Below are 12,875 nucleotides of genomic sequence, written 5' to 3'. Positions count from 1 at the left end.
TGCCCCACCACGTGATCGCGTGACCCGCGACGCATGGAACCGGCGCAGCCAAATGCCAGGGATACCGCGGAACCGGCTTTGCCGGGCCGCCGGTATCGCCCCCCTTGAGGGGGGAAGCGCCGCAGGCGCTTCGGGGGGTGTTTCATTTCAGTACCGCTCGGGCACATACATGCTGGCAGGCACGGGGTGGCGCAGGTAGTCGGCGTTCCGGACCCGCGCCGGCAGCGCCACCGGCGGGTGCGCCACCTCGTGGTAGGGCAGCTGGCCCAGCAGGTGGCTGATGCAGTTCAGGCGCGCCTTCTTCTTGTCGACCGCCTGCACCACCCACCAGGGCGCCTCGGGGATGTGGGTGCGGTCCAGCATCGTCTCCTTGGCCTTGGTGTATTCCTCCCAGCGGCGGCGAGATTCGAGGTCCATCGGGCTCAGCTTCCACTGCTTCAACGGGTCGTGGATACGGCCGAGGAAACGCATGTGCTGCTCCTCGTCGGTGATCGAGAACCAGTACTTGATCAGCTTGATGCCCGAGCGCACCAGCATCCGCTCGAAGTCGGGCACGGTGCGGAAGAATTCCTCGTACTCCTCGTCGGAGCAGAAACCCATCACCCGTTCGACGCCGGCGCGGTTGTACCAGCTGCGGTCGAACAGCACCATCTCGCCGGCCGCCGGCAGGTGCGCCACGTAGCGCTGGAAGTACCACTGGGTACGCTCGCGGTCGTTCGGCGCCGGCAGGGCCGCAACGCGCACCACGCGCGGATTGAGCCGCTGGGTGATCCGCTTGATGACGCCGCCCTTGCCCGCGGCATCGCGCCCTTCGAACAGGATCACGACCTTCTGCCGGCTGTGCTGGACCCAGTCCTGCAGCTTGACCAGCTCGCCCTGGAGCCGGAACAGCTCCTTGAAGTAGGCCTGGCGCCCCGCCTTGTCGGTGACCGTGCCCGTCTCCAGCTCGTCGAGGCTGCGGTCCTCGAGCTCGAGTTCGATCTCCTCGTCGTAGCTGTCCACCAGGTCACGCGCGATGCGCGCCACCAGGTCCTCGGGGTCACTGAACGTACTCGGCAGCGTCATGGTTCGACTCGAATGGCAAGGGGAATGCCACCATGCTGAGGCCGCCGGATGACGGTCTCGTGACAGAAAGTACACCGCGCCGCCGCCGTCACACGGCTGACACATGCCGCCGGCAGCATCCCGCGACACCGACCATGCCCATCGCACCATGAACTCGATCGCTGGCGCCTACGGCAGCGACGACGCCGGGCTGATCTGCGGCTACCTGTTCGATGCCGCCGCCCCGGAACCGGTGCGCGCAGTCGATTCCGCACAGGCAGCCGATTGGCTGGCGGCCGGCACCGCCCCCGGCGCCTATCTCTGGCTGCATTTCAACCTGAGCCATGCCCAGGCCGAACGCTGGCTGCTGCGCCACGCCGGCCTGTCCGACATCTTCTTCGAGACCCTCAAGGAGGGCCTGCACTCGACCCGGATCGAGCGCGCCGACGACTCGCTGATCGCGGTCATCAACGACGTCCATTTCGATTTCAGCTTCGAGCCCTCCGACATCTCGACCCTGTGGATCAGCGTCGGCCCGCGGCTGGTGGTGACCGCGCGCACCCAGCCGCTGCGGTCGGTCGATGCACTGCGCACCGCGGTCAAGGCCGGCGACGCCCCGCGTTCCAGCACCGAGCTGCTCGAGCACCTGCTGCGGGTGCAGGCCGACGTGCTGGTGAGGATCGTGCGCGACGTGACCGGGCGCATCGACGACATCGAGGACGCGCTGCTGGCCGGCCGGCTCGACCACAAGCGGGCCCGGCTCGGCGAGCTGCGCCGGGTGCTGGTGCGGCTGCAGCGGCTGCTGGCGCCCGAGCCGGCGGCGCTGTTCCGGCTGCTGCAGAGCCCGCCCGCCTGGATGGCCGAGCCCGATGTGCTGGAGCTGCGCGGCTCGACCGAGGAATTCTCGGTGGTGCTGCGCGACATGGTCGGACTGCAGGAGCGCATCAAGCTGCTGCAGGAAGAAATCGCCGCCGATGTCAACGAGGACAACAACCGCAGCCTGTTCGTGCTGACCGTCGTGACCGTGCTGGCCTTGCCGATCAACATCCTGGCCGGCCTGTTCGGCATGAACGTCGGCGGCATCCCGCTGGCCGACCACCGGCATGGCTTCTGGATCGTGGTGGCGATCGTGATGAGTTTCACCGCGGTCGCAGCCTGGCTCGCGTTCCGCAAGAAACGCTGAAAAAGCGGGCCGCCGCAGGCAATTTCGAGAAAGAATAAACTCGTGCGGTGTCCTCCATCCTCAATGCCGACCTGCACTGCCATTCCGTCGTATCGGACGGCACGCTGACACCCGAGGCACTGGCGGAACGCGCCGCCGCCAACGGCGTCGAGCTCTGGGCCCTGACCGACCACGACGAGGTCGGCGGCCAGCACCGCGCCGCCGCCGCTGCCCGCGCGCACGGCATGAAGTACCTCACCGGCACCGAGATCTCGGTCACCTTCGCCGGCGAAACCGTGCACATCGTCGGGCTGGGTTTCGACCCCGACGACGCTGCGATCGGCGAAGGCCTCTACGACACCCGTGGCGGCCGCGGCAAGCGCGCCATGGAAATGTCCGAGGGCCTGGCCAAGGTCGGCATCCACGGCGCCTACGAGGGCGCGCTGCGCTTCGTCGGCAACCCCGAGCTGATCTCGCGCACCCACTTCGCCCGCTTCCTGGTCGAGGCCGGCCACTGCCGCGACACCTCCGAGGTGTTCCGCAAGTTCCTGACCGAAGGCAAGCCCGGCTACGTGCCGCACCGCTGGGCCTCGCTGAAGGATGCGGTGCAGTGGATCACCGCCGCCAACGGACTGGCCGTGATCGCCCACCCCGGCCGCTACAAGTTCACGGCCAACGAGGAATACGCCCTCTTCCTCGAGTTCAAGGCCCACGGCGGCCGGGCGATCGAGGTGGTCACCGGCAGCCACACGCCGGCCGAGTATGTCGAGTACGCCGACAAGGCACTCGAGTTCGATTTCGCCGCCTCGCGCGGCAGCGATTTCCACAGTCCCGACGAAAGCCATTGCGACCTCGGCAAGCTGCCGCCGCTGCCCGGCCAGCTGACCCCGGTGTGGGAACTGCTGGAGCACCGCATCCAGTGACGGCCCAGGCGAGCGAGGCCGTCGCGCCGAAAGGCACCCGCGACCTGGAATCGGAGCGCATCCTGGCCGGCATCGGCCTGGTCCTGCTGGCGGTGGCCTGCTTCGCCACGCTCGACACCGCCACCAAGCTGTCGACCGCGGCCGTGCCGATCCTGATGGGCGTCTGGGTCCGCTATTTCTTCCAGGCGGCGGCGACCACGCTGGTGCTGCTGCCGCGCCATGGCACCGCGCTGCTGCGCACCCGCCATCCGCGCTACCAGCTGCTGCGCGGCGCCCTGCTGCTGGCCTCGAGCACGCTGGCCTTCCTCAGCCTGCGCTACATGCCGCTGGCCGAGTTCACCTCGATCGTGCTGATCGCGCCGCTGGTCATCACGCTGCTGGCCGCCACCACGCTGAAAGAGCAGGTGTCGCGGCTGCGCTGGGCGCTGGTGGCGGGCGGTTTCGCGGGCACGCTGGTGATCCTGCGCCCGGGCGGCGACGCCTTCAGCTGGGCCATGTTCCTGCCGATCGGGCTGGTGCTGACCAACGCCTGGTTCCAGGTGCTGACCAGCAAGCTGGCGCAGACCGAGGACCCGCTGACGATGCACTTCTACACCGGCTGGGTCGGCGCGCTGCTGGCCTCGTTGGCGCTGCCCTTCGTCTGGACCGCGCTGCCGTCCTGGCACTGGTGGGCCCTGCTGTGCCTGATGGGTTTCATGGGCACGGTCGGCCATTTCATCCTGATCCTGGCCTACCAGCGGGCGCCGGCCTCCACGCTGACGCCCTATCTCTATGCGCAGATCGCCTTCGCGATGCTGGGCGGCTGGATCATCTTCGCCTATGTGCCGGACAGCATCTCGCTGATCGGCATGGGCATGATCGCGGTCTGCGGGGCGGCGGGCGCCTGGCTCACGGTCCGCGAACGCCGGGTTCCCATCGAGCCGGCCGAATCATGAGCCCCCACGCTCCGCCACTTCGTGTGCTCGCTGCCCCCCAGGGGGCCGCAGGCCGCCTTGGGGCGGCCCGGCGCCGGCCTGGCTGAGCCCCCACGCTCCGTCACTTCGTGTACTCGCTGCCCCCCAAGGGGGCCGCAGGCCGCCTTGGGGCGGCCCGGCGCCGGCCTCATTCCTGACAGAATCGCCCCCATGGCCCAGTTCTTCGAAGTCCACCCCGACAACCCCCAGCAGCGCCTGCTGAAGCAGGCGGTCGCCCTGCTGGCCCGCGGCGAGATCGTCGCCGTGCCGACCGACTCCAGCTACGCGCTGGCCTGCCACCTCGACGACAAGGACGCGGTCGACCAGCTGCGCCGGATCCGCCAGGTCGACGACAAGCACCACCTGACGCTGATCTGCCGCGACCTGAGCGAGCTCTCGAACTACGCCCGGGTCGACAACAAGCAGTACCGGCTGCTGAAGGCGGYCACGCCCGGCCMCTACACCTTCCTGCTCGAGGCCACCAAGGAGGTGCCGCGGCGGGTCAGCCATCCGCAGCGCAAGACCATCGGCCTGCGGGTGCCCGACCACCGGGTGCTGCTGGAGTTGTTGACGCTGCACGGCGAGCCGCTGCTGGCGACCACGCTGATCCCGCCCGGCGAAACCGAGGCCATGAACGACCCGACCCAGATCCGCGAGCGCTTCGAGAAGCAGATCGGCGGCGTGATCGATGCGGGTGCCTGCCCTTCCGAGCCGACCACCGTGGTCGACCTCACGCCCATGGGCACCGGTGGCGAACCGTTGCTGGTGCGGCAGGGGCGCGGCCCGCTGGCCGCCCTGGGCCTGTGAGTCCCGCCAGGGACAGTCTCACCGTCTGAGACAATCCGGCGGTGGATATTCAAAACCTGATTCAAACCGTCCTGATCTACGCCCTGCCCGTGGTCTTCGCGATCACGGTGCACGAAGCGGCCCATGGCTACGTGGCACGGTACTTCGGCGACAACACGGCCTACGTGCTGGGCCGCGTGACCCTCAACCCGTTCAAGCATATCGACCCGGTCGGCACCATCCTGATGCCGCTGCTGCTGTACTTCGCCACCTCGGGCGCCTTCCTGTTCGGCTACGCCAAGCCGGTGCCGGTCAATTTCAACCGCCTGCGCCACCCCAAGCGCGACATGATCTGGGTCGCGCTGGCCGGTCCCGTCTCCAACTTCGTCCAGGCCATCGTCTGGGCACTGTTCCTGGTCGGCCTGGTCGGCGCCGGCATCAACGAAACCTTCTTTATCAAGATGGCCCAGGGCGGCGTGCTGGTCAACCTCGTGATGTGGGCCTTCAACCTGTTCCCGCTGCCCCCGCTCGACGGCGGCCGTGTGCTGGCCGGCCTGCTGCCACGCGGGGGCGCCCAGGAGTTGCTGGCCCGCATCGAGCCCTACGGCTTCTTCATCGTGATGGGCCTGGTCATCGCCGGCGTCGTCAGCACCTGGTGGTTGAGCCCGCTGATGGCCTTCGGCTACCAGGCCATCTCGCTGCTGCTGAGCCCGCTCACCGCCCTCATTCGCTGAACTTCCCATGGCCCTTCTTCCCGATACGCCCATCCGCTTCCTGACCGGCATCACCACCAGCGGCACGCCGCACCTCGGCAACTATGTCGGTTCGGTGCGCCATTCGGTGCGATTCAGCCGCCGCGACGACGTTCAGAGTTTCTATTTCCTGGCCGACTACCACGCGCTGATCAAGGTCGACGAACCGGCCCGCATCCAGCGCTCGACGCTCGAGATCGCCGCCACCTGGCTGGCCTGCGGGCTGGACCCGGAGCGCGTCACCTTCTACCGCCAGTCCGACATCCCCGAGATCCCCGAGCTGACCTGGTTCCTCACCTGCGTCACGGGCAAAGGCCTGCTCAACCGTGCCCATGCCTACAAGGCGCAGGTCGACAAGAACAGCGCCAAGGGCGAGGACCCGGACGCCGACGTCAGCGCCGGCCTCTTCATGTACCCGGTGCTGATGGGCGCCGACATCCTGATGTTCAATGCCCACAAGGTGCCGGTGGGCCGCGACCAGGTGCAGCACATCGAGATGGCGCGCGACATGGCGCAGCACTTCAACCATCTGTACGGCGAGCACTTCACGCTGCCCGAGGCCGAGATCGACGACACGGTGGCGACGCTGCCGGGCCTCGACGGCCGCAAGATGAGCAAGAGCTACGACAACACGATCCCGCTCTTCACGCCACGCGCCCAGCTGCAGAAGCTGATCAACGGCATCGTGACCGACTCGCGCGCGCCGGGCGAACCCAAGGACACCGAGGGTTCGGCCCTGTTCCAGATCTACCAGGCCTTCGCCGACGACGAGGAGACCGAGACCCTGTGCCGGGCCTACGCCGACGGCATCGGCTGGGGCGACGCCAAGCAGATGCTGTTCGAGCGCATCGACCGCGAGGTGGCGCCGATGCGGGCGCACTACGAAGCCCTGCTCAACGATCCGGCCCAGATCGAGCGGATCCTGCGCAACGGCGCCGAGAAGGCGCGCGCGCTGTCGCGGCCGTTCATGGAAGGCCTGCGCCACGCGGTCGGCCTGCGCAATCTCGCCAGCCACGACCAGGCGGTGGCGCCCAAGGCGGCCAAGGTGGCGCGGCCCAGCTTCAAGCAGTACCGCGAGCGCGACGGGCTTTTCTATTTCAAGTTGCTCGACGCAAGTGGTGCGCAGCTGGTACAAAGCCGGGGATTCACAACACCGCAGGAAGCGGGCCGGGCGATCGGAACGCTGCGGCAGCAGCGGGGGGCCGCACTGGCGCAGCTCGCCGCGCAGCTCGAGGCAATGGACGACGAAGTTAGGCGTGCGGCTTCGGCCGCACTGGAAGCGCTGGCCGCAGCCGATGCGGCCAGCGAGGGCTAAAGGGACAATCTACCGCAGCGATGGGCAATGCCCGACCTGTGGACACTGCGAGTAAATCATGAGTATCTATGTCATCGACGACCACCCCCTGATGCGCGACGCCATCGTGATGGTGCTGCGGCGCCTGCGACCGGCCGAGAACATCGTCGAACTCGAGCGCCTCGACAAGCTGGCGGCGGCCGTCAAGCAACACGGGGCGCCCGGCCTGTTCTGCCTCGACCTGAAGCTGCCCGACACCACCGGCGTCTCGGGCGTCGTGGCGGTCAAGCTGGCCTATCCGGACGTGCCGATCGCGGTGTATTCCGCCTCGCCCTCGGCCGACATGGAAGAGGCCTGCATCGAGGCCGGTGCCGACACCTACATCGAGAAATCGGCCAGCTCGGCCGAGCTCACGGCCGCGCTGCGCGGCCTGCTGATGGCCGACACCGACGCCGAAGAGCCGGTGGCTGCCGCCAACAGCAAGCTGTCGAAGCGACAGACCCAGCTGATCGCCATGCTCGACCAGGGCATGAGCAACCGCGACATCGCCACCGAGCTCGACATCAGCGAGCACACGGTCAAGGTGCATCTGTGGCGGCTGTTCCGGCGCCTCGGCGTGAAGAGCCGGACGCAGGCGCTGCACCACGCCCGCACCAACGGCCTGCTCTCCGGCTGACCCCCAGGTTGCCCGGCACTTCGTGTCCGGGCGCCCACCCCCTCTCCGGGGGGCAACACCAGAGGCCCGGCAAAGCCGGTTCCTCGGTGTTTCACCAACAGGCCGGGCTGCGCCGGCCGATCACGTCAGCCGACAGCGCCCGAGATGCGGGTCTGGGCTTGCGTTTCGTCGGCGTCGTGCAAGGCGACGCGGAAGACGCTGCCGCGGCCCAGGCGCGAGCGCACGCTGACCGGATGGCCGAGGGCATGCGACAGCCGCGCGACGATCGCCAGGCCGAGGCCGAAGCCGTCCGAGGTGCCGGCGTGGTCGGCGACCTTGTAGAACTCCAGGAAGACATCGCGCAGGTGCTCGCGCGCGATGCCGATGCCGGTGTCCCACACCTCCACCCGCAGGCCGTCGCGGGTCTGCCTCGAAGCCAGCAGGATGCCGCCCTCGGCGGTGTACTTGGTCGCGTTGGCCAGCAGGTTGCCGATCATCCGGCGGACCCGGATCGGGTCGGTCAGCACCGTGCCGGGCGTCACGTGCATGCGGAAGGTCAGTCCCTTGGCCTCGGCCACGGGCCGGTATTGCAGCTCGAGGTCGTGCAGCAGCTGGGCCACATCGACCCGCTCGATGTGCAGCCGCACCTGCCCCGAATCGATGCGGGCGAGGTCGAACAGCGAATCGAACAAGGCATTCACGGCGTGCGTGGCGCGGACGATCTTGGGCGCGATCTCGGCCACCAGTTCGGGCTCGTTGCGCAGCCAGTCGGCATAGAGCGACAGCGCCAGCACCGGCTGGCGCATGTCATGCGCGGCACTGGCGAGGAAGCGGTTCTTCATGGCCACCGCCGAGACCGCCGCCTGCCGCTGCTGCGTCAGCGAGTTGATCAGGATGTGGTTGTGGAACAGCAGCTCGAAGCTGTTGCGCGCGGTCTCGTGGATGCGCCGGCCGGCCCGCAGGAGCAGCCACCAGTGCAGCACCGGCAGCATCAGGAAACCGTAGTGGAAATGCGGCCGCGCGAACTTGAGCTCGATCATGCGCAGCACGATCGACGCCAGCATCGTGAAGAACAGGGTGTTGACGTAACGCCTGAGCAGCGGCGGGTGCAGCGCCAGGCCGTTGAGCGGGAAGGTCGCCACGCCGGCCACGATCAGCCAGCTCATGAACTGGTTCACCAGCGGCGTGCGCTCGAAGAAGATCAGGATCGACAGGCCCCAGGCGAAGCCGCTGGCACTCCAGAGATAGCGGTAGCGCTCGACAAAGTACTGCTGCGCGGCCGAATCGCGGTCGGCGTAGTGCCGGGCATAGAGCTGTTCGCCCCAGATCCGGCAGGCAGTGGCGGCGATGCCGATGACCAGCCAGACGATCAATTGCCAGGGCGGCACATGGCCCCAGCTCAGGCCGACCATCGCCGGCATCAGCGCCGCGGCCAGCAGATAGGAGCCCCGCGAGGCCCGCATCAGGCTGCGGATGAGTTCGCCGCGCACCCACGGCTCGGCCTCGTCGGCTGAGGCCGGTGCCGGTGTGAGGCTGGCAAAGGACGAGTTGCCCAGCCCCGCGAACGACGAATTACCCACCATGGCTTTCACGCCCTTGTCATCCAGGCCACAAAATAAAAAGAAAAAGGCCCCTGGCGAGGGGCCCTGCATGCGGCACTGCGGCTCGCAACTGAAATAGGTCGGAGGCCGGAGGCCGCCTCGTGCCACGCACCCCCGGTGCGCCAGGCGCTAGGGCGTGATCTTAATTGGCCGATCGCGCGTCACCGGTCCAATCATTCCCTTATTCGTCGCGTGCGCACAACGCAGCATGGAGAAAGCACTCAGTGCGCCACCACCGCGATGCCGCGGATCTGCCCGGCCTTGGCCTCGGCGACCGGCCGCGGATAGCGCTCGGGCGCAAAGCGGTGCAGCAACTCGGCCTCGCGGCCGCGCGCCAGCGCCAGGTTGGCCAGCTTCACGTGGCCGTAGCCGCGGATCGCCAGCGGCACCGCGGCGATCTGCGCCGCCAGCCGCTGGTTGGCGGGCGCGAGCCCGGCCATCAACTCGTCCAGCCGGGCGTCGAAGCGCTCGATCAGCTCTCGCTCCAGCCGACGCTCCTCGGTGTGGCCGAAGAGGTCGAAGGCCGTGCCGCGCAGCAGCTTGCCGCGCGCCAGCCACTTCATCGCCGGCAGCATCCAGCCACCGAGGCGGATCTTGACCGGCGGCTGGCCGTTCTTCGGCCGCGCCAGGAACGGCGGCGCCATGTGGAACTCGAGCTTGAGATCGCCTTCGAACTGCTCGGCGAGCTTCTCGCGAAAGCTGCCGTCGCTGTAGAGGCGCGCCACTTCGTACTCGTCCTTGTAGCTCATGAGCTTGAGCAGGCTCTGGGCCGCATTGCGCGTGACGGGCAGGGACGGATCACCGCCGGCCATTGCGGCCTCGCGCTGGCGCACGGACTGCACCCGGGCCTCGAAGCGCTTGGCCCAGGCGGCGTTCTGATAGCCGGCCAGGTGCCGCATGGCCCTGGTGATCAGCGCATCCAGCGATTCGTCTTCGGGCGCCACAGCCGGTGCCCCGCGCAAGGCATCGATGGCCTGCGGATCGCCCGCGGCCAGGCGGCCGAGCGAGAAGGCCATCTGGTTCGCCGCCACGGCGACGCCGTTCAGTTCGATCGCACGCGTCAGCGCCTCGAGGCTCAGCGGAATCAGGCCGCACTGCCAGGCATAGCCCGCCGCCAGGATGTTCGATGCCAGCGTGTCGCCGAGGAACTCTTCGGCCAGCGTCTGGGCATCGAAGGTCTGCACCTGGTCGCGGCCGGCGACGAAGCGCATCTTCTCGAGCAGCAGTTCGGTCTTGAGGTCGGCATCCGGGTTGCGCAGGGACTCGGCCACCGGGATCTCATGCATGTTCGCGAGGATCCGGGTGCGGCCATGGCGCACGGTCTGCAGCGCATCGGGCGAGGCACCGACCACCACGTCGCAGGCCAGGATCGCGTCGGCCTGCTGGGTGTCGATGCGCACCTGGTTCAGCCGCTCCGGCGTGTCGGCCAGGCGCACGAAGCTCAGCACCGCGCCGCCCTTCTGCGCGAAACCCATGAAGTCGAGCACGCTGGCCGACTTGCCTTCGAGGTGCGCGGCCATCGCGATCACCGCGCCCACGGTCACCACGCCGGTGCCGCCGACACCGGTGACCAGCAGGTCGTAGGGCGCGGTCCAGCCATGGGCCGCCGGCCGCGGCAACGCCTCCACGTGGCGCAGGAAGGCGTCCTTGCCGGCCGCCAGCGCGCCACTCTTCTTGCGCAGCGCGCCGCCGCTGACGCCGACGAAGCTCGGGCAGAAGCCCTGGGCGCAGGAATAGTCCTTGTTGCAGCTGGTCTGGTCGATCTTGCGCTTGCGGCCGAACTCGGTCTCGTGCGGCAGCACCGCCACGCAGTTGCTCTGCACGGTGCAGTCGCCGCAGCCCTCGCACACCGCTTCGTTGATGAACAGGCGCTTGGCCGGGTCGGCCAGCTCGCCCTTCTTGCGGCGGCGGCGCTTTTCCGCGGCGCAGGTCTGCTCGTAGATCAGCACCGTCACGCCGGGCACTTCGCGCAGGCGCCGCTGCACCGCATCGAGCTCGGCGCGGTCGTGGAACTCGATGCCGGCCGGGAACTTGGCCCTCATCGCGTCGTACTTCTCGATCGCATCGCTGACCACCACCACCTGCTTCACGCCTTCGGACTCGACCTGGCGGGCGATCGCGTCGACGCTGATGATGCCGTCGACCGGCTGGCCGCCGGTCATCGCCACTGCATCGTTGAACAGGATCTTGTAGGTCAGCGTCGCCTTGGCCGCCACCGCCTGGCGGATCGCGAGATAGCCCGAGTGGTAGTAGGTGCCGTCGCCGAGGTTCTGGAACACGTGCGGCGTGCGCGTGAACATCGAGTGCGAGACCCAGTCGACGCCCTCGCCGCCCATCTGGATCAGCCCGGCCGTGCTGCGGTCCATCCAGTTCGCCATGAAGTGGCAGCCGATGCCGGCGCGCGCGGTCGAACCCTCGGGCACCTTGGTGCTGGTGTTGTGCGGGCAGCCGGCGCAGAAGTACGGCAGCCGCTTGACCGAGTCGCCATCGTTGCTGAGCAATTCGGGCGGCGTGAAGTCGCGCACATGCTGCAGGTGGTCGCCGAGCTCGCTGTTGCCGGGGAAATGGGCCTCGAGCCAGTGCGCCACCAGCTCGATCAGCCGCGACGGCCGCAGCTCGCCGAGTGCCGACACCAGCGGCCGGCCCTCGCGGTCCTGCTTGCCGACCAGCGCCGGGCGCGTGCCGGGCGGCGCGTTGTAGAACAGCTCGCGCAGCTGCGTCTCGACGATGGCGCCCTTTTCCTCGACGATCAGGATCTCGTCGAGGCCCTGCGCGAAGTCCTTGATGCGGGTCTGCTCGATCGGGAAGCTCAGGCCCACCTTGTAGAGCCGCACTCCGGTGCGGGCCAGTGCCTCCGGCGTCACCTCGAGGCGGCGCAGCACCTCCATCAGGTCGTAGTGGGCCTTGCCGCAGGTCACGATGCCGACCTTGGCCTGCGGGCTCTCGATCACGTGGCGGTCGATGCTGTTCACGCGCGTGAAGGCGGCCACCGCCTCGAGCTTGTCGGCCAGCCGCGACTCGATGCGCAGCGAGGGCAGGTCGGGCCAGCGGTAGTGCAGACCATCGACCGGCTCGCGGTGGCCGGTGGCGGCACGCACGGTGTCGGCATCGGCCCAGGTCGCGACGCGTGCATGGATCAGGTCGAGGTCGACCGTGCTGCCGCTCTCGACCACTTCCGACAGCGCCGCCATCCCGACCCAGGCGCCCGAGTAGCGCGACAGTTCATAGCCGTAGAGACCGAACTCGAGGTACTCGGCCACCGAGGCCGGCTGCAGCACCGGCATGCTCCAGGCCATGAAGGCATGGTCGCTCTGGTGCGGCATCGAGGACGAGACGCAGCCATGGTCGTCGCCCGCCACCACCACCACGCCGCCGTGCGGCGAGGAGCCGTAGGCGTTGCCGTGCTTGAGCGCATCGCCGGCGCGATCGACGCCCGGGCCCTTGCCGTACCACATCGCGAACACGCCCTCGACCGTGCGCTCGGGGTCCGATTCGACGCGCTGCGTGCCGAGCACCTGCGTCGCCGCCAGTTCCTCGTTGATCGCCGGCACGAAGCGGATGCCGGCCTCCTCGAAAGCCTTGCCGGCCTTCCAGATCGCAAGGTCGACCATGCCCAGCGGCGAGCCCCGATAGCCGCTGACGAAGCCCTGGGTGTTCAACCCGCGGGCCGCGTCGCGCTGGCGCTGCATCAGCAGCACCCGGATC

At 68.5% G+C, this 12,875-nt stretch carries 10 protein-coding genes; 7 read left to right on the top strand and 3 right to left on the bottom strand.

Going from position 1 to position 12,875, the window contains the following annotated elements; all coding sequences use genetic code 11:
* Positions 1-147 precede the first annotated feature (147 nt).
* The gene (gene ppk2, locus AC1D2E_RS14755; RefSeq protein WP_478198080.1) at positions 148-1,065 is read right to left on the bottom strand and encodes a polyphosphate kinase 2; all 918 of its coding nucleotides are present in this window, start codon (positions 1,063-1,065) and stop codon (positions 148-150) included.
* A 148-nt stretch (positions 1,066-1,213) separates the two neighbouring features.
* On the opposite strand from ppk2, the gene AC1D2E_RS14750 reads away from it, so the two are divergent.
* From AC1D2E_RS14750 to AC1D2E_RS14720, 7 genes are all read left to right on the top strand, one after another.
* Positions 1,214-2,227, top strand: a complete 1,014-nt coding sequence (locus AC1D2E_RS14750) for a transporter (protein WP_478198079.1) — start codon at positions 1,214-1,216, stop codon at positions 2,225-2,227.
* A gap of 47 nt (positions 2,228-2,274) precedes the next feature.
* A complete protein-coding gene (locus AC1D2E_RS14745) occupies positions 2,275-3,129 on the top strand; it encodes a 3',5'-nucleoside bisphosphate phosphatase (protein ID WP_478198078.1) in 855 nt (284 codons plus the stop codon).
* Positions 3,126-4,064: a DMT family transporter gene (locus tag AC1D2E_RS14740; RefSeq protein WP_478198077.1), complete on the top strand. Its 939-nt coding sequence runs from the start codon at positions 3,126-3,128 to the stop codon at positions 4,062-4,064. Before AC1D2E_RS14745 ends, AC1D2E_RS14740 begins: the two co-directional genes overlap by 4 nt.
* Positions 4,065-4,253: 189 nt before the next feature.
* Complete coding sequence (locus tag AC1D2E_RS14735) at positions 4,254-4,889, top strand: L-threonylcarbamoyladenylate synthase (protein WP_478198076.1); 636 nt, start codon at positions 4,254-4,256, stop codon at positions 4,887-4,889.
* 41 nt (positions 4,890-4,930) lie between these two features.
* Complete coding sequence (locus AC1D2E_RS14730) at positions 4,931-5,602, top strand: site-2 protease family protein (RefSeq protein ID WP_478198075.1); 672 nt, start codon at positions 4,931-4,933, stop codon at positions 5,600-5,602.
* Positions 5,603-5,609: 7 nt separating this feature from the next.
* Positions 5,610-6,935, top strand: coding sequence for a tryptophan--tRNA ligase (locus AC1D2E_RS14725; RefSeq protein ID WP_478198074.1), 1,326 nt, complete (start codon positions 5,610-5,612; stop codon positions 6,933-6,935).
* A gap of 58 nt (positions 6,936-6,993) precedes the next feature.
* On the top strand, positions 6,994-7,590 hold the full coding sequence (locus AC1D2E_RS14720) for a LuxR C-terminal-related transcriptional regulator (protein ID WP_286369234.1): 597 nt from the start codon (positions 6,994-6,996) through the stop codon (positions 7,588-7,590).
* 125 nt (positions 7,591-7,715) lie between these two features.
* Here the strand turns inward: AC1D2E_RS14720 and shkS are convergent, their stop codons facing one another.
* Both shkS and AC1D2E_RS14710 read right to left on the bottom strand, forming a co-directional pair.
* Positions 7,716-9,152 (bottom strand): surface-behavior sensor histidine kinase ShkS, encoded by a 1,437-nt coding sequence (shkS, locus tag AC1D2E_RS14715; RefSeq protein WP_478198121.1) that lies wholly within the window; start codon positions 9,150-9,152, stop codon positions 7,716-7,718.
* A 239-nt stretch (positions 9,153-9,391) separates the two neighbouring features.
* The coding region (locus tag AC1D2E_RS14710) for an indolepyruvate ferredoxin oxidoreductase family protein (RefSeq protein WP_478198073.1) at positions 9,392-12,875 on the bottom strand (3,484 nt) is incomplete at its 5' end.

The sequence above is a fragment of the Variovorax sp. P1_H2 genome (assembly GCF_056405295.1).
The sequence above is the reverse complement of the archived record's forward strand: the minus strand, read 5'-3'. Positions and strand labels throughout refer to the sequence as shown.